The organism is Leucobacter soli, assembly GCF_042659205.1.
Classification (GTDB): domain Bacteria; phylum Actinomycetota; class Actinomycetes; order Actinomycetales; family Microbacteriaceae; genus Leucobacter; species Leucobacter soli.
In genome coordinates, this window is the sequence record NZ_JBHSRW010000037.1 from 1 (window position 1) to 16,808 (window position 16,808).

Genomic DNA, 16,808 nt, shown 5'->3' on the forward strand with positions numbered 1-16,808 from the left:
CCGGGCGCGCCCGGCAGTGCGCCGGCCGGTGGCCCGGTGCGTGGGCCGGTGGCCCGGTGTCCGTCGCGGCAGTGCCAGAATGGAGGGGTGCCCGAAGCGGCGCGAATGACGAACGGCAGGCAGGGAGCAGGCGGCGATGAGCTTTTCCGTTGCGGTAGCGGGAGCATCCGGATACGCGGGCGGTGAGCTGCTGCGGCTGCTCGCGGCTCATCCCGAGTTCGAGATCCGCACGGTGACCGGCCATTCGAGTGCCGGAAGGCCGCTGATCGAGTACCAGCCCCATCTGCGCTCGCTCGCGCATCTGACGCTCGAGGATACGAAGCCCGAGCTGCTGGACGGCCACGACATCGTCTTCTTCGCCCTGCCGCACGGCGCCTCGGGCGAGCTCACCGCTCAACTGCACCGCACCGGCACGGTCGTCGACTGCGGGGCGGATCACCGATTGCGGAGCGCTGCCGACTGGGCCGCGTTCTACGGCGGCGAGCACCACGGCCACTGGACCTACGGGGTACCCGAGCTGATCGTCGCCGGCGGGTCGCAGGATCGTGGATCGCAGGGCGGCGGGCTCGTGAAGCAGCGCGAGGCGCTGCGCGGGGCGACGAGGATCGCGGCTCCGGGCTGCAATGCGAGCACGGTGGCGCTTTCGCTCGCACCGGGCGTCGCTGCCGGCGTGATCGAGGCGCAGGATCTCGTCACCGTCCTGGCGGTGGGACCGAGCGGCGCAGGAAAGGCTGCGAAGACGCACCTGCTCGGCTCCGAACTCATGGGCACGGCGAACCCCTACGCGGTCGGCGGCACGCATCGCCATATCCCCGAGATCCAGCAGGCTCTGCGCGACGCGGGCGCCGGTGCGGAGCCGACGCTGAGCTTCACCCCCGTGCTCGTGCCGATGAGCCGTGGGATCCTCGCGACCTCGACGGCGCGGCTCGCCCCGGGCGTCACGGCGCAGCAGGTTCGGGGCGCCTGGGAAGCCGCCTATGCGGACGAGCCGTTCGTGCAGGTGCTGCCCGAAGGGTCCTTTCCTCGCACCGCCGACACTCTGGGCGCGAACACCTGCCTCATGGGGATCGCCGTCGACGAGGCCGCCGGGCGGGTCGTCGTGGTCGCCGCGCTCGACAACCTCGCCAAGGGCACGGCCGGCGCCGCCATCCAGTCGACGAACATCGCGCTCGGCCTCGACGAGACGCTCGGCCTGCCGGTGAACGGCGTCGCGCCGTGAGCCCGAACCCTCTCGAAAGGCGAGAAATTGCTCAGATCGCGCCGATCATGAGCACTTTTTCGCCTCTCGCTGCCGCTGCAGAAGAAAGAACAGAGAAACCATGACCGTCACCTTCCCGCAGGGGTTCCGCTCGGCCGGCATCGCCGTCGGGCTGAAGAGCACCGGCAAGCCCGACCTCGCCCTCGTCGTCAACGACGGCCCGCACCGCGCGGCGGCGGTCGTCTTCACCAGCAACCGCGCGCAGGCCAACCCGATCCTGTGGAGCCGCAAGGTCGCCGCCGACGGCCCGGCGCGCGCCGTGATCCTCAACTCGGGAGGAGCGAACTGCTTCACCGGCGACTTCGGCTATGCCACGGCTCGCCTGACCGCAGAAGCCGTCGCGGGCGAGCTGGACGCTGCGCCCGAGGACGTGCTCGTCTGCTCGACCGGCCTCATCGGCACCGGGGACCAGGCGTTCCGCGACAAGATCGTCGACGGCGTACCGGACCTGGTGCAGCAGCTCGCCGAGGACGACACGACGGCCCCTGCGGCGATCCTCACCACCGACTCGGTCGAGAAGACCGCGACCCACGCGGGGAACGGCTGGCGGATCGGCGCGATGGCGAAGGGCGCCGGCATGCTCGCCCCGGGCCTCGCGACCATGCTCGTGGTCATCACCACGGACGCGCGGATCGACGGCGACGCCGCGGATCGCGCGTTGCGCGCGGCCGTCGGCGGCACGATCAACCGCCTCGACAGCGACGGCTGCATGTCGACGAACGATCAGGTCACGCTGCTGGTCAGCGGTGCGAGCGGCGTCGCAGCCGATGAGGCGGAGTTCACGGCGGCCTTGACGGCGGTCTGCGACGATCTGGCGGCCCAGCTGCAGGCCGACGCCGAGGGCGCGAGCCACGACATCGACATCGAGGTGTGCGGCGCCGCGAGCGAGGCGGACGCGGTCGAGGTGGGCCGCTCGGTCGCCCGCAACAACCTCTTCAAGGCCGCGATCTTCGGCAACGACCCGAACTGGGGGCGCGTGCTCGCCGCGATCGGCACGACCGAGGCGGCGTTCGACCCCTACGCGGCGGATGTCAGCTTCAACGGCGTGCGCCTGTGCCACGCGGGCGGGCCTGACCGCCCGGTCGACGAGTGCGACTTGACGCCGCGCCGTACGCACGTGCTCATCGAGCTCTTCGCCGGCGAGCACACGGCGACGATCCGCACGAACGATCTCACGCACGACTACGTGCATGAGAACAGCGCGTACTCGAGCTGAGGTTCGCGACGGGCCCGGCCTCGTGGGTGCGGGTGGTCGGCGCGTGCTGACCGGTGCTTGCTGACCGCCGCTCGGTAAGAAATCTGCGCAGCGTCAGCTATTCTCGCGCGGAACAGCTGACGCTGCGCCGATTTCTGACGCTGCGCAGACCCCTGACAGTGTGCGTGTTCGTCGGCGCATACGACCGCGCCGAGAAAACCGAATGGCGGGGCGACTACTCCGCCGGGGCCTCCTCTGCGGGCGCCACGACCGGAGCGTCGGATGCGGCGTAGGCGGCCGCGGCCTCGGCCGTCATGAGCACCCACGTCGTTCCGGTGACCTGCACCTTCGAAGCCTCGGTTCCGACGGCGTAGGCTACCGAGCCGACCGTGATGTAGCGATCGAGCTTCTGCACGCGCGAGACGAAGTCGCGCAGCTTGGTCTGGTCTCCCGTGGCCTCCATCTCGATCGTGATGCCCACGAGACGCCCGTCTCCGGTGCTCGGTGCAGGCTGCTGCCACTCGGGCGGGGTGTAGGCGAGGATCGGGCTCGTGGTGAGCTTCTCGATCGTGACGTCCGCCCGTGAGCCGGCCGACTCGAGCTCACGGAGCAGGTCCGGCAGCTGGGCCGTCTCGGGGATCGCGTCCTGATACTCCCCGAGGTCGCGCTTGTACTCGCGCAGATTCTCGCTCTGCGCTTTCAGACCGGCGACGGCGACCTGCTCGATGTCGTTCAGGCCCCGCTCCTGCGCGGTGGCCTCTTTCGCCTGATCGAGCGCCTTGAGCTGCGGCTCGACCCCGAGGAGCCAGCTGAGCGCGACCGCGCCGACGGCGAGGAGGATCAGGCCGATCAGCAGCAGCCTGCCGCGTGAACCGGTGAACATCACTGCACCCCTCCCGTGGTCGTCGTCTCATCGAGCGAGGCCTGCGTCAGCGACTCCCGAAGTGCGTCGAGCGTGGCCTCGTCGATGTCCTTCGCCCGGCTCGTGCCGACCGCATCCACGCCGAGGCGGATCAGGCCGGTGAAGGCGTAGCCGCCGTCCTTGTCCACGGAGGCCGAGGTCTGCGTGGCCCATTCGAAGCCGGTCATCCTCGATTCGAGCCGGTCGAGCAGCTTCGCGCCGGTGTCGGCCGAGGTGCTCGTCACCCGGTACTCGATGAAGATCACGGAGAGCGAGCTGAGGGGATTCGCCTCGCTGGTGCTCGTGACTCCCACCGAGCCGACGCCGGGGGAGAGGCGCTGGCCGAGGTTGAGCGTCGAAGCGTCGGCGCCGCTGGGCAGCGCGTTGGTGAATTCGCGGGTCACACCCGCCCAGTCGACCTCGGCGTAGAGCGCGATCGCCTGCGCAGCACGGGCGGTCTCGAGCTCGCCGTTCACCTCGGTGACCTCGGCGTACTGCGCGCGCTCGGCGCGCAGTGCCGCGCCGCGCTGCTGCTCGGCCACGAGCTCCGCCTTCGCCTCGTTCGCGCTCATCGCCACCGCGACGCTGCCCGCGGCCCCGATGAGCAGCAGGCCGACGACACCGAGAGCGAGCACGCGCAGGACGCGTCGCTCGGCAAGCCCGGTGTAGTACTCCTGCGGCAGGAGGTTGACGCTGGCGAGCACGGGCTTCGATATCTGGTCGGCCCCCCGTCGCGACTTCGGCGACTCGTCGCCCTTCTTCCTCGGGCTCATCGCGCACCCCCTCCGATCGTGAGACCCAGCAATGCGGCGAGCTCGGGACCCAGACCGTTCAGCTCCGCTTGATCGACGCGGCCGGCCAGCGTGAACGTCCCGAACGGGTTCGCGTATTCGACGGGAACCCGCTGCGCGTCCTGCAGCACGCTGCTCAGGCCGCCGAGGCGCGAGCCGCCGCCGGAGAGGACGATGCGTTCGATCGTTCGCTCCGGGTACTTCGACGTGTAGTAGCCGATCGTTCCCTGCACGTTGCCGAGCAGCGCTGCGACGCTCTCGCGGATCGAGTTCTCCGCCTCGATCTCTGCCTTGTCCCCTTGCACGGCGTACAGCCCGAGCCGGATCTTGAGGGCCTCGGCCTGCACGAAGCTGAGATCCTGCAGCTGCGCCAGCGTGCGCGTGATGTCATCGCCGCCGTTCGGGATCACGCGCACGAACTGGGGCGTGCCGTCGGTGACGAGCACCACCTGGGTCGTGTTCGCGCCGATGTTGAGGATGGCGGTCGTGCCGGTGGTCTGCGCACCGGTCAGCACCCGGCTGAGTGCGAGTGCGGAAAGGTCGACCCCGGTGACGGTCAGCCCCGCCCGGGTCAGGATCTTGGCGTTCGTCAGAATGCCGTCCTTCGGTGCTGCGATGAGCAGGCCCTCCTGGCCGGCCGAGCGGCGGCCCGTTTCGGCGTCCTCGATCTGGTCCTCGCGCAGCGGGACGAAGTCGAGCACCGTCTCCTCGACCGGGGCGCTGATGATGTCCTGCACCTGGAACGCGAGGGTCCGATTCGTGTGGCCGCCCGGTACGATCGGCAGCGTCGCCTCGCGCACGAGCACCTTGCGGCTGCCGACGCCCATGACGACGTGCTTGGTCGAGAAGCGGGACTTGCGCCAGAGCTGCTTGATCGCGCTGATGACCTCGGTCGGGTGCTGGATCTCGCCGTCGAAGACGGCTCCCTCCGAGAGCGGAGCCGCGCCGTAGCGCTGGATCACCGGCGACGGGGTGTGCGCACGAGACACCTCGACCGCGCGCACGCCGGAACGGCTCAATTCGACCGCGACAACGTTGCTCACGATGCCCCCTCCTCTTCTGCCTGGAAAACTGCGTACTGTTCGCGGGCGTTCGTCATTCGGAGACCTCGCGGAAGCTGCCGAACGACGAGGCCGAGCTCTGCGGTGGTGCGTTCCACTTCTGCTCCAGCGAGCCCGAGGCGCAGGGCTTCATGCGCAGGTACGACCAATTGCCCTCGAACTTGTTGTCGTCGTCGGCGGTGAGGCAGCGGCCGTAGCTGTCGATGAACGCCCATGACCTGGCCTGGTCCGGTACGTGCGTGTAGCGCGTGAACCTCTGCTTCGCGTCGCCCGAGTTGCACGCCTTGAAGACGAGTTCGGAGACCCCGGTCGTGCTGGCCACGGTCAAGCAGTAGTCGGAGCTGGGGGTTACCTTGATCTGCTGCGGGCCGTTCTTGCAGGCCGCATCCTCGGTGTTCGCGCACATGGTCGGGAGGGTGCCGTTGGTGTAGTTCCTCGACGGTTCCGTGTACTTCCACTTGTGGTTCCAGTCGAAGGCGTTGTTCCCGGTCGGGTCCTGCTTGCAGGGGTAGACGATCATGAACGCCTTGTTGATGTCGGCGTGGGTCACGTCGGCGCAGCGGCCGAACTCCTTGTAGTTGACGAGCTGATCGGTGGACTTGCTCGCAGCGCCCGGGCCCACACGCGGCGACGGGTCGAACTGCGTGGTGGTGGCGCCGATCCACAGGACGTTGCCGTTGTTGTAGGGCCGGAGACTCGAGTTGTTCCGCAACGTCTGGCAGTTGGTACTCGTCGGGCTGACCGGGGTGGTGTTCGTACTCCGGCTGCAGTGCATGCCGTTCCACGTCCAGCCGGCGTCCCAGCCCCAGCGCTGGCCGGCGTCGGCACGGTTGGAGCCGCCTGGACCGCAGGCTGTGAGTCTGGCCCGTTGGCTCGACGAGGTCGTGTCGGGGTTCGTGATGCAGAGCTCGGTGACGCCGGTGACGCCGATGGTCGAGGCGAGGGAGAGGTGCCATTTCTTGTCGTAGACCCAGTTCACGAGCGCTGCGTTGGCCGGATCCTCGCACTGCGCCTTCGACACGAAGTTGATCTGCGCGTTGGCTGCGGCGCTCGCCGCCATCAGGCACTGCGCGCCGCCGGAGACCCAGATCGGGCCGCCGGGAATGTTGACGTTGGTGAGCCGGAACTCGTAGATCGCAGAGACCGTCCGATTGCCGAGCTTCTCGTCCAGGTCCGAGATTCCGGCGCCGGTGCCGGTCGCCGTCACGACCGCGTATCCGGGCTGGTTGGTCGTGCTCAGGCCGCAGTGGATCTGATTGGCCGGGTTGCTGATCCAGGCCTGGCCCTTTCCGAGCGGGTTGTCGGAGTGGTAGGTGATGGCGATGTCATAGCCGAGTCCGGAGGCCGAGGACGAGCCGTCGTCGAGGCTGCCGGCCAGCTTGCCGTAGTAGCGGGTGACGCCGTCGGGATCGAGGTTCGAGCTGCAGGGAAGATCCGCCGGCTTGCCGTAGGTGTTGCCGTTCGTGGCGACCCGGCTGTGCAGGCGGAGCTCGGCGAGCCCGGCCTGGAGGCCGGCCTCGGCCGCGTACACGGTCTGGGTGCGCTTCTGCGCGGTCTGCAGCGGCACGAACTGGCTGACGATCGACCCCAGCAGGAGCAGAGAGAGCCCCGCGATCACGATGATGGTGAGCAGGGTGAGCATGAGCGCGGCGCCATCGTCGTTCCGCGTCGTCTCGCGCAGTCGCTGTGTGAGGTGCATGATGTGCCTCGTTCGTCTCATGGGCGTTCCACCGTTCCGCCTCCGTCGCAGACCTGCCCGCCGGTGTTGGTCTCCGAGAGCACGGTGGTGTTGCGGGCGATGAAGGTGTTCGTCGAGGTCGTCTCGGCGCTGTATCCCTCGGCTCCGACGCGCAGTTGCAGCACGAGGCGCTGATACGGTGCGTCCAGCGTCGCCTTCGTGCGGGTGAAGGGGTAGGTCGCGGGTGCGCCGGTGCCGCCCGGGAGCACGTCGGCGGCGAGGGTCTGCCAGGCGGTGCCCGAAGGTGGATCCTGATGGCTCGTGCCGCCGGTCCAGGACCAGCGCCGCATCGAGATGGTGGCGGCCGTCGGGTCGTAGCGGAGCTGCGTGCAATGATTCTTGACGTCGGAGCTGGCGTCCGCGCCGGTGAAGTACTCGATGTACGCGCGGCCCCCGCTGACTCCCGGGGCGTTGATCTCCTGCGCGAAGCGGACCGTCGGGTCGATGCGCTGATAGAGCAGCCCGACGCTCGTGCTGGCTTCGATGCGGTTCGTCGCCGTCGCCGTCGTGCGGGTGAGGCCGATGAGGCCGGCGATGAAGACGCTCAGGAACACCGCGAAGATCGAGAAGGCGACGATGAGTTCGACGAGGCTGAAGCCGTGGTCATTTGCGAGCGGTGAGGTGCGTGTCCCCTCGGCCCGTCGAAGGGGACGAGCACAGGAGGCCGGGCGTTTCGACAAGCTCAGCGGCTGGCGGACTCCGGAAACCCGATGCGGAATGCTAGCTCGCATCGCTCCACTCCAGGTCCGTGTCGAGGTTGATGAGGCTCATGGCTTCGTATGAGCAATAGCCCGCCGGGCTGCCGGTGCAGGCGTCGCCCGCGGTCCATTTGGTGACGACGATGGTCCGTACCATGGCATTGCCGGTCCCGGTCTTGAGGCAGCGCAACTCGCCCGTGCCGTTCTTCTGCTGGGTGCAGGTGCCGATCAGGGTCTCGACCGTGTAATCGGTGCCGTCGCGCCTCACGTTCTGCTGCAGCGGCAGGAGCGCGGCTGCCGAGCCGGAGGCGGCAGCGGGATCGGATGCGGCGTTCGTCTGGGCGACACCGGGATGCGTGCTCACACGCGTGAACTGCGCGCCGACGTCGGAGGAATGCCGACCGGCGACGAGCGGGGCGACGGCGGTGAGGCCCGAGGCGCGGACCCGCACCTGCTCCATGGCCTCCTGCGTCACGATGACGCCGGCCTGCTGGCGCTGCTGCGCGGTTGAGAACTGCAGGCTGTTGATGATGAGAGGAAGCGCCGCCACGGTGACGACGAGCAGCAGGGTGATGGCCACGATCACCTCGATGAGCGTGAAACCGCGATCAGAGCGACTTCGGTGCATCGTGCAACCTCCCCCCAGAGTGCAAGATATTGAGTTGGTTCCTAGAGAGGCAGAGGAACGATCTGCGAAGCATTGGGGCGCCCGCCCGTTCGAGCGGACGCCCCAATCAGCGTGTTGGCGAGCGGCTTACCAGGCGCTGCTGCCGTTGCTGCTGGTGTAGACGTAGTCGTCCGCACCCAGATCAGCGTGAGTGCCAGTGATGGTGTAGTCGTTGCCAGTTGCGGCGAACGCGACGGTAACGCCCTGGCTCACGGAGATCGTTGCGACCGTTGCCGAACCCTTGGTGATGTTGCCCGTGGTCGGGCCGGGGCCCGTCGAACCGGGGACGGTCAGGCCGGTGAGGCTCCCGTTGTTCTGCGTCAGCGCGGTCTCGACGGCGAGGCGGGCATTGGCGACGTCGCTCTCGACGGCCGATCGCCAGGCGCCCTGGCGCTGGTTCAGGAAAATCGGGATCGCGATGGCCGCGAGGATACCGATGATGATGACGACGACGAGGAGCTCGATCAGGGTGAAACCCTTCTCGTCATTCTTCTTGCGCGCAACGGCGGCAATGAGACGCTCAATCATTGACTGACCTTTCTTTCGGGTACGGCGGGTCTAGCTAATGCATGAGCGCATTACCCCCCCCGCTATTACCTTGATCTAGAAACCGTGAACCGTCAAGTTAAGGTTGAGACACGGTTCCCTATGAACAAGATATGTGCGTGGTTCTTACTGAATTTCGTTGAAGATCGAGAACATCGGCATGTACAGTGCGACGATCATGAAGCCGAGCAGGCCGGCCAGGAAGACGATCATGACGGGCTCGAGGATCGCGGAGAGCTGCTTCGTCATGGTCTCGACCTCGTTGTCGTAGAAGTCGGCCGCCTTCGACAGCATGGCGTCGACCGAGCCCGACTCCTCGCCGATCGCGACCATCTGGGTCAGCATCTCGGGGAAGATGGGGAAGCGGGCGAGGCCCGTGCCGACCTGGCCGCCCTTGCGCACCTCGTCCTGCACGTCCTCGAGCGCGCGCTGCACCTCGTAGTTGCCCGAGGTCTCGCCGACGACCTGCAGCGCCTGCAGCATGGGTACACCCGTGCTCATGAGCGTTGCGAAGTTGCGCGCGAAGCGCGCGACCGCGAGGAGGCGGAACAGCTTGCCGAAAATGGGCAGCTTCAGTTTGACGGGATCGACGGCCGATCGGAAGGCGACCGTGTTCTTCTTCGCCCGCCACCACATCACGAGCGCGATGACCAGCACGACGAGCGGCGGCAGCACGAAGGGCATCGCGTGCGAGAGATCGACGAGGAACTGGGTCGGCCCAGGCAGTTTCCCGCCGAAGTCCGCGAACATGTTCTCGAAGACCGGCACGATGAAGATCAGCATGGCGACGACGGCGAGCACGGCGATGACCAGCACGACGATCGGGTACGTGAGCGCGGATTTCACTTCGTTCTGCAGCTTCATCGACTTCTCGAAGTTCTCGGCCGAGGCGGCGAGCGCCTTGTCGAGGAAGCCGCCGAGCTCGCCCGCCTCGATCAGGCTGGTCATGATCGGGGGAAACGTCTTGGGATGCCGCTTCAGGCTCGCCGAGAACGGGGCGCCCTGTTCGACCTGCGAGGCGACGTCCTGCAGGATCGTCTGCAGCGTCTTGTTCTCGGCCTGCTGGCTGACGACCGTGATCGCGCGCAGCAGGGAGACGCCCGAGTCGAGCATCGTCGCCAGCTGCCGCGACGCGACCGCGAGATCCTTGGTCTTCACCCGCGGCTCGAGCCCTGGGATCTTGACCTCCATCTGGAGGCCCGTGCCCGTGCCCTTCTGCGTCAGGCTCTCGGGGAAGATGCCGTCGTGGGCCAAGCGATTGCGGGCGGCCTTCTCGTTCGGCGCCTCGATGACGCCCTTCACCGTCTTGCCCTCGGCCGTGCGGCCCTTGTACGCGAATGCCGGGGCGGCGGTCACGTGCGTCATCGCAGGCTCCTGTGCATGTGCTGGCTGCCGACGAGCTGCTGGAACTCGGTCACGTCCTGCGCGATCTCGTAGGCTCGTTCGTACTCGATCTGGCCGGCCTTCACGAGCCGCGCGAGATCCTGATCGAGCGTGTGCATGCCCTCTGCCTCTCCCGACTGCAGCACCGAGCGGATCTGGTAGGTCTTGCCCGAGCGCACGAGGCTCGCGATCGCCGGGTTCGTGACCATGACCTCGGTCGCCACGACACGGCCGGTGCCACTGGCCTTCGGCACCAGCGTCTGCACCACGACCGCGCGCAGCGTCGCCGCCAGCTGCACGCGCACCTGCGCCTGCTGGTGCGGCGGGTACACGTCGATGATGCGGTCGATCGTCTGGCCCGCATCCTGCGTGTGCAGCGTCGCGAACACGAGGTGGCCGGTCTCAGCTGCTGTCAGGGCCGTCGAGATCGTCTCGAGGTCGCGGAGCTCGCCGACCAGGATCACGTCGGGGTCCTGCCGCAGCGCGTGCTTCAGCGCGGCCGAGAAGCTGTGCGTGTCGGCTCCGACCTCGCGCTGGTTGATGGTCGCCCTCTTGTGGCTGTGCACGAACTCGATGGGGTCCTCGACCGTCATGATGTGGCAGGCGCGATTCGTGTTCGTCACATCGAGGATCGACGCGAGCGTCGTCGACTTGCCCGAACCCGTCGGGCCGCAGACGAGCACCAGGCCGCGAGGCAGATAGGCGAAGCGCTCGAGCTCCTTGGGCACGCCGAGCTCGGCGAGCGGCTTGATCTTGTCGGGAATGATGCGCATCGCGGCGCCCAGGCCCGTGCGGTCCTGGTAGATGTTCACGCGGAAGCGGGCGAGGTCGCCGACCATGAACGCCAGGTCGAGCTCGAGTTCTCGCTCGAACTGCTCCATCTGCGCGTCGCTCACCATGCCCATGAGCACCGACTGCACCCGCTCCGGCGACCAGACCGTGGCCCCGGGCACCGGCTTCAGCGAGCCGTGCACGCGGATCTGCGGGATGTTCTCGCCGATGATGTGCAGATCGGAGGCGCCTTCCTCGAGCACCGCCTCGATGGCGCGGATGAACTGCGGATCGGCACCTGCGTCGAGCGACTGCAGCCGATCCCTGACCTCGCCCGAGCGCTCGGCCTGCGTCGGGCCCGCATCGCCGGCGGGGAGCGGCGTGATCGAGACCGCGCGATCCGGCTCGGCCAGGTGCCTCGCCGGAGCGCGCGGCGGAGCAGGAGGTGCGCTGCTCGCCTGCGTGGGTGTACTGCTCAACACTTGCGTGGGCGCGTTGCTCGCTTGCGTCGGCGCGCTGCTCGCCGGCGGGGCAGAAGGAGCGGGCGGCATCGCGGTGCGCGAGGGCGGAGCAGATGGAGCCAGGGGGGATACCGCAGCAGCGGCGGGCTCGGGCCTCTCTCCGGGGAGGACGACTCCCGGCGTCGAGGCCAGGAAATCCTCGAGGCCGCCGGTCATGCCGTCGGCACGTGCACGCCTCTGATCTGCCTGATCGGCCATCGCATCCCCCCTCTGCGAATCACGCGGTGACTCGCAGCACCTCATCTATCGAGGTCAGCCCTGCGGCGGCCTTTCGCAGGCCGTCCTGCCGCAGCGTGACCATTCCCTGAGTCAGAGCGTAGGCCTCGATCTCTCCGGCGGAGGCCTCCGTGACCGCGAGCCGCTCGATCTGATCGTCGACGTACAGCACTTCGTGCACCGCGAGGCGGCCCGCATAGCCCGTATTCGAGCAGGAGTGGCAGCCGACCGGCTGCCAGAAGACGGCCTCGCCGTCGCCCTCGGGCGCGAAGTTCAGCGAGTTCAGACGGGTCTCGTCGAGCTCGAACGGCTGCTTGCACTTCTCGCAGAGCCGGCGCGCGAGGCGCTGAGCGACGACGCATTCGACGGCCGAGCCGACGAGGAACGGCTCGATGCCCATCTCGACCAGACGGGTGACCGCGGCCGAGGCGCTGTTCGTGTGCAGCGTCGAGAGCACGAGGTGACCGGTGAGCGACGCCTCGATCGCGATCTGCGCGGTCTCGCGATCGCGGATCTCGCCGAGCAGCACGACGTCGGGGTCGGAGCGCAGAATCGAACGCAGCGCGCTCGCGAAGGTCAGGCCCGCCTTCGGGTTGACCTGCACCTGGTTCACGCCCTCCATCCGGTACTCGACCGGATCCTCGATCGTGATCACGTTGACCGCGTTCGTGGAGACCTCTCCGAGCGCCGTGTACAGGGTGGTCGACTTGCCCGAACCGGTGGGGCCGGTGACGAGCACCATGCCGTGCGGCTTGCTGAACGACTCGCGGAACACGTCAAGGTTGCGCTCGCTCATCGTCAGATCGGAGAGGCTGCGGTCACCGGCGGCCGTGTCGAGGATACGCATGACGATCTTCTCGCCCCAAACCGTCGGCAGAGTCGCGACGCGCAGGTCCACGGAGCGGCCGGCCTGGCTGATGCTGATGCGGCCGTCCTGCGGGCGGCGGCGCTCGGCGATGTCGAGGTTCGCCATGACCTTGAGGCGGCTGATCACGCCCGCCACCATCGCGCGCGAGGCCTGCTGCACGTCGTGCAGCACGCCGTCGATGCGGTAGCGGACGAAGAGGCCCGAGCGGCGCGGCTCGATGTGGATGTCGGAGGCGTGATCCATGATCGCCTGGCTGATGAGCAGATTCACGAAGCGGATGATCGGTGCGTCGTCGTCGCCGTCGAGCGCCCCGTCTTCGATCGAGCTCATCTCGCGGAGGAACTCGGAGGCCTCGGTGGCGATCGTCGTCGAGAGCTCCGCGAGCTCGGAGTCGACCCGATGGTAGCGGTCGATCGCCTCGGTGACGGATCGGGCGTCGGCGACGAGCGGCACGACGGTGAGGCCGGTGCGACGCGAGACGTCGTCGATCGCGACCACGTCGCTCGGGTCCACCATGGCCACCATCAGGCGGCCCTCCATGCGCGTGATGGGGATCAGCCGGCTGCGGCGGCAGACCTGCTCGGGCACGAGCGCGACGGCGTCGGCCTGCACCGGGTACTCCGTGAGGTCGACCGCCGGCAGCTGCGTCTGCTGGGCGAGCTGCATCGAGATCGATCCGGCCTCGTCCTCGAAGTCATCGACGTCTTCCGCGTCGTTCGTCGCCTCGCCGGTCGGAGGCTCGGGATCAGCGGGATCCGATGCCGAACTCTGCGTCGGGTCGAAGTGCGCTCCCGGCGTGGGCAGCGGGTTGAGCGTCGGCAGCGGACGCAGCTCGGGCGGATCCGGTGCGGGTTCCGGCTCGGAGCCGGGATCCTGGGCGCCGATCGGCTCTGCGGAGCCTTCCGGCTCGGCGATGACGTCCGCCTCGGCGATGACGTCAGGGTCGACGACCGCCTCCAAGCCGGCCTCGACCGGCATCTGCTCGGTGAGGAACTCGAATCCGGCCCCGATCGGAACCGGTTCGGCCGCGAACTCGAAGGCGGGCTCGAGCTCTACTTCCGCCTCGACCTCTACTTCCGCCTCGGCTACCGCTTCGGAGCGATCCTCCTCCTCGACCGCCTGGGTGAGGAGCTGATCGAAGTCCGGCTCCTGCGCCAGCCCCGCGACGGACCTGATGATCTCGTCGAACTCTGGATCCTTCTCGCCGCTCGGGATCAGGAGCTGCTCGAAGCCCGCAGTGATGACCCTTTCGGGCGGCAATGCCGTTCGGGCCTGCGGCACCTCGTCGTGCTGCGTCGATCGATCCATCGAGAGCGCCTCGGCTTCGATCTCGGCCCGGGCCTCCGCAGGGGGAGCGGGAGGAGCCGAAGCTCCATCGAGGAGCTGCTCACCGGTGCGTGCCTCTGCGGCTCTGCGGCCCGCGGCTCGCAGTTCCGTTCGATCGCGGAGCAACCCCGACGGCACCTGAGCGAAGAGCTCGTCGTGCTCCGACCGTGCGATATCGCTGTCCAACATCGCGTCACCCCCCTGTGGATCATTCCCCCGAGCGATCCGTCCCCAAAAGCTATCGGAACGTTAAACTTTCATCCTCAGCTTGACCTTGACTCATCATAGCGATCCGAGAACAAAAGTGTGCAAGGTGTTTTCAATCTTCCCGGCAAGTCGCCGCGGAATCGATATGTTTCATGTTAAGTGAAGTCCTGGGGCTCGGCGAGGGTCTGCAGGGAAACGACCAAAGTAGGGTGACCGGATGAGTGAAACGATCAGAGCTCTCGCACATGAGGACGCCGCGGCGAAGGCCGAAGTGCTGATCGAATCGCTGCCCTGGCTCAAGAAGTTCGCCGGCTCGATCATGGTGATCAAGTTCGGCGGCAACGCGATGATCGACGAAGGCCTCCTCACCGCCTTCGCCGAGGACGTCGTCTACCTGCGGCTGGTGGGCATCCGCCCCGTCGTCGTGCACGGCGGAGGGCCGCAGATCACCGATATGCTCGGCCGCCTCGGTATCGAGAGCGAGTTCAAGGCCGGGTATCGCGTCACCACGCCCGAGGCGATGGACGTCGTGCGCATGGTGCTGACCGGCAAGGTGAACCCCGAGCTCGTCGACCGCATCAACACGCACGGGCCGATCGCCGCCGGGACGACCGGAGAGGACGCGGGGCTGTTCATCGGCTCGCGCCGCCCGCCCATCGATATCGACGGCGAATCGGTCGACCTCGGACTCGTGGGCGATGTGGTCGACGTGCGCGCGGAGCCGGTGCTCGCCCTGCTCGATGCGGGCCTGATCCCGGTGGTCGCCGGTATCGCCCCCGATAGGGATCGCCCCGGCGATTCGCTGAACGTCAACGCCGATGCCGCCGCCGCCGCGCTCGCCACCGCCCTCGGCGCCGAGAAGCTCGTGATCCTCACCGACGTCGCCGGACTCTACGCGAACTGGCCCGACCGCGACTCGCTCGTCTCGAGCATCACCGCGACCGAGCTCGAAGCGATGCTGCCTGCGCTCGAATCCGGCATGATCCCGAAGATGCGGGCCTGCCTCGACGCGGTGCGCGGCGGCGTGCCGAAGGCGGCGATTATCGACGGGCGCGAGCCGCATTCGGTGCTGCTCGAGATCTTCACCGCTCGTGGCATCGGCACCGAGGTGACGGCGTGATGAGCGGGATCGGTGCGGTCAGCGCGATCGGTGCCGCACGCCCGGGTGCGGCGCACCTTGAAACCGACGTGCTGGGCATCCCCGGTGCCGAGATCCTGCCGTGGTTCGTCCTCGCCGCAGGGATCCTCGGCCTCATCCTCGGCTCGTTCCTCAACGTCGTCATCCTGCGCGTGCCGCGCGGCGAATCGCTGTTCCCAGGGAGCCGCTGTCCGAAGTGCGGGCGACTGATCCGCGCCTGGCAGAATGTACCGGTCATCTCCTGGATCGTGCTGGGCGGGCGCTGCGCCCGGTGCCGCGAGCGCATCAGCCTGCGTTACCCGCTCATCGAACTCGCGACCGGTGCGATCTTCGCGGGAGTCGCCTGGTGGCTGGTCAGCGCCTTCGGCTGGCCGGGCGACGAGACGTTGCCCGCGATCGCCTGGTGGCTGACCGTCATCGCCTACTTCTGGTTCGCCGCGGCCGGGATCGCGCTCACCGTGATCGATGTCGAGCATCATCGGCTGCCCGACTCGATCGTCGGCCCGGCCTTCATCGTCGTCGGCGTCGCGCTCGCCGCCGCCGCGCTGCTGAGCGCCGACGGACCGGAATGGCCGCGGCTGATCTGGGCGGCCGTGGGCGCCGCGGGACTCTTCCTCCTGTACCTGATCATCGTGATGGTCACGCCGAACGGCATGGGAGGCGGTGATCTGAAGCTGGCACCGGTGACAGGCATCGTGATGGGCTTCATCGGATGGGGCGCGCTCGCGGTCGGCGCGTTCGCGGGATTCGCCTTGGGAGCCGTCTTCGGCATCTGCCTCATCATCATGGGGCGCGCGAAGCGCCGGAGCCCCATCCCCTTCGGGCCGTTCATGCTGCTCGGCGCCTGGATCGGGATCATCTGGGGGGAGCGGATCATGCAGGCGTACCTCGTCCTCTTCGGCATCGCGTAGTCGACGGGTCCGCGGCGGCCCGGAGCGCGCTACTGCAGGGGTAAGCTGAAGAGGACCGACCTCCGAGCGAAAGGCCCCTGACGTGACCTACGTGATCGCCCTCCCGTGCGTCGACGTGAAGGATCGCGCCTGCGTCGACGAATGCCCGGTCGACTGCATCTACGAGGGTGAGCGCTCGCTCTACATCCACCCCGACGAATGCGTGGACTGCGGGGCCTGCGAGCCCGTCTGCCCGGTCGAGGCGATCTACTACGAGGACGACCTGCCGGGCGAGTGGGCCGAGTACTACACCGCGAACGTCGAGTTCTTCGACGAGATCGGATCCCCGGGCGGTGCGGCGAAGGTCGGCGTCTACGACTTCGATCACCCGATCATCGCGGCGCTGCCGCCGCAGGGCGACTGACCGGCGCATGCCGACGCTGCGCGGTCCGCTGCCCGATTACCCCTGGGACGCCCTGGCCCCCTACATCGAACGGGCCCGCGCCCACCCGGGAGGCATGCTCGATCTCTCGGTGGGGTCGCCCGTCGATCCGACCCCCGAGGTCGTGCGCCGCGCGCTCATCGCCGCGACCGACGCCCACGCCTACCCGGCGACGGCCGGCGCGCCTGCCC

General features: G+C 68.1%; 15 protein-coding genes and 1 pseudogene. 6 read left to right on the forward strand and 10 right to left on the reverse strand.

Going from position 1 to position 16,808, the window contains the following annotated elements; genetic code table 11:
* Positions 1–136: 136 nt before the first annotated feature.
* Together ACFPZL_RS04270 and argJ are read left to right on the forward strand one after the other, a co-directional pair.
* Complete coding sequence (locus ACFPZL_RS04270; RefSeq protein WP_218114072.1) at positions 137–1,219, forward strand: N-acetyl-gamma-glutamyl-phosphate reductase; 1,083 nt, start codon at positions 137–139, stop codon at positions 1,217–1,219.
* 100 nt (positions 1,220–1,319) lie between these two features.
* Positions 1,320–2,474, forward strand: a complete 1,155-nt coding sequence (gene argJ / locus ACFPZL_RS04275; protein WP_218114073.1) for a bifunctional glutamate N-acetyltransferase/amino-acid acetyltransferase ArgJ — start codon at positions 1,320–1,322, stop codon at positions 2,472–2,474.
* Positions 2,475–2,688: 214 nt separating this feature from the next.
* On the opposite strand, the gene ACFPZL_RS04280 is transcribed toward argJ, so the two are convergent.
* From ACFPZL_RS04280 to ACFPZL_RS04325, 10 genes are all read right to left on the reverse strand, one after another.
* Positions 2,689–3,336 (reverse strand): type IV pilus inner membrane component PilO, encoded by a 648-nt coding sequence (locus tag ACFPZL_RS04280; protein WP_218114074.1) that lies wholly within the window; start codon positions 3,334–3,336, stop codon positions 2,689–2,691.
* A complete protein-coding gene (locus ACFPZL_RS04285) occupies positions 3,336–4,127 on the reverse strand; it encodes a hypothetical protein (RefSeq protein ID WP_218114075.1) in 792 nt (263 codons plus the stop codon). The genes ACFPZL_RS04280 and ACFPZL_RS04285 overlap by 1 nt, the downstream gene beginning before the upstream one ends.
* Positions 4,124–5,188 (reverse strand): type IV pilus assembly protein PilM, encoded by a 1,065-nt coding sequence (gene pilM, locus ACFPZL_RS04290; protein WP_218114076.1) that lies wholly within the window; start codon positions 5,186–5,188, stop codon positions 4,124–4,126. Before pilM ends, ACFPZL_RS04285 begins: the two co-directional genes overlap by 4 nt.
* Before the next feature lie 52 nt (positions 5,189–5,240).
* Complete coding sequence (locus tag ACFPZL_RS04295) at positions 5,241–6,905, reverse strand: ricin-type beta-trefoil lectin domain protein (protein WP_218114077.1); 1,665 nt, start codon at positions 6,903–6,905, stop codon at positions 5,241–5,243.
* A 17-nt stretch (positions 6,906–6,922) separates the two neighbouring features.
* The gene (locus ACFPZL_RS04300) at positions 6,923–7,624 is read right to left on the reverse strand and encodes a prepilin-type N-terminal cleavage/methylation domain-containing protein (protein ID WP_218114078.1); all 702 of its coding nucleotides are present in this window, start codon (positions 7,622–7,624) and stop codon (positions 6,923–6,925) included.
* 40 nt (positions 7,625–7,664) lie between these two features.
* The gene (locus tag ACFPZL_RS04305) at positions 7,665–8,270 is read right to left on the reverse strand and encodes a type IV pilus modification PilV family protein (RefSeq protein WP_218114079.1); all 606 of its coding nucleotides are present in this window, start codon (positions 8,268–8,270) and stop codon (positions 7,665–7,667) included.
* A gap of 126 nt (positions 8,271–8,396) precedes the next feature.
* Entirely contained in the window at positions 8,397–8,837 is a 441-nt protein-coding gene (locus ACFPZL_RS04310) for a prepilin-type N-terminal cleavage/methylation domain-containing protein (RefSeq protein ID WP_218114080.1), read from the reverse strand.
* A 144-nt stretch (positions 8,838–8,981) separates the two neighbouring features.
* On the reverse strand, positions 8,982–10,220 hold the full coding sequence (locus ACFPZL_RS04315) for a type II secretion system F family protein (RefSeq protein ID WP_218114081.1): 1,239 nt from the start codon (positions 10,218–10,220) through the stop codon (positions 8,982–8,984).
* Positions 10,217–11,488: a type IV pilus twitching motility protein PilT gene (locus ACFPZL_RS04320; protein ID WP_236021755.1), complete on the reverse strand. Its 1,272-nt coding sequence runs from the start codon at positions 11,486–11,488 to the stop codon at positions 10,217–10,219. The genes ACFPZL_RS04315 and ACFPZL_RS04320 overlap by 4 nt, the downstream gene beginning before the upstream one ends.
* A gap of 259 nt (positions 11,489–11,747) precedes the next feature.
* Entirely contained in the window at positions 11,748–13,922 is a 2,175-nt protein-coding gene (locus ACFPZL_RS04325; protein ID WP_382332255.1) for a GspE/PulE family protein, read from the reverse strand.
* 442 nt (positions 13,923–14,364) lie between these two features.
* On the opposite strand from ACFPZL_RS04325, the gene argB reads away from it, so the two are divergent.
* The 4 genes and pseudogenes from argB to ACFPZL_RS04345 all read left to right on the forward strand — a co-directional run.
* Complete coding sequence (gene argB, locus ACFPZL_RS04330; protein ID WP_218114082.1) at positions 14,365–15,267, forward strand: acetylglutamate kinase; 903 nt, start codon at positions 14,365–14,367, stop codon at positions 15,265–15,267.
* Complete coding sequence (locus ACFPZL_RS04335) at positions 15,267–16,196, forward strand: prepilin peptidase (protein ID WP_218114083.1); 930 nt, start codon at positions 15,267–15,269, stop codon at positions 16,194–16,196. The genes argB and ACFPZL_RS04335 overlap by 1 nt, the downstream gene beginning before the upstream one ends.
* Positions 16,197–16,278: 82 nt before the next feature.
* A complete protein-coding gene (fdxA, locus tag ACFPZL_RS04340) occupies positions 16,279–16,599 on the forward strand; it encodes a ferredoxin (RefSeq protein ID WP_218114084.1) in 321 nt (106 codons plus the stop codon).
* Positions 16,600–16,606: 7 nt separating this feature from the next.
* A pseudogene (locus ACFPZL_RS04345) lies at positions 16,607–16,808 on the forward strand (succinyldiaminopimelate transaminase); the annotation flags it as partial.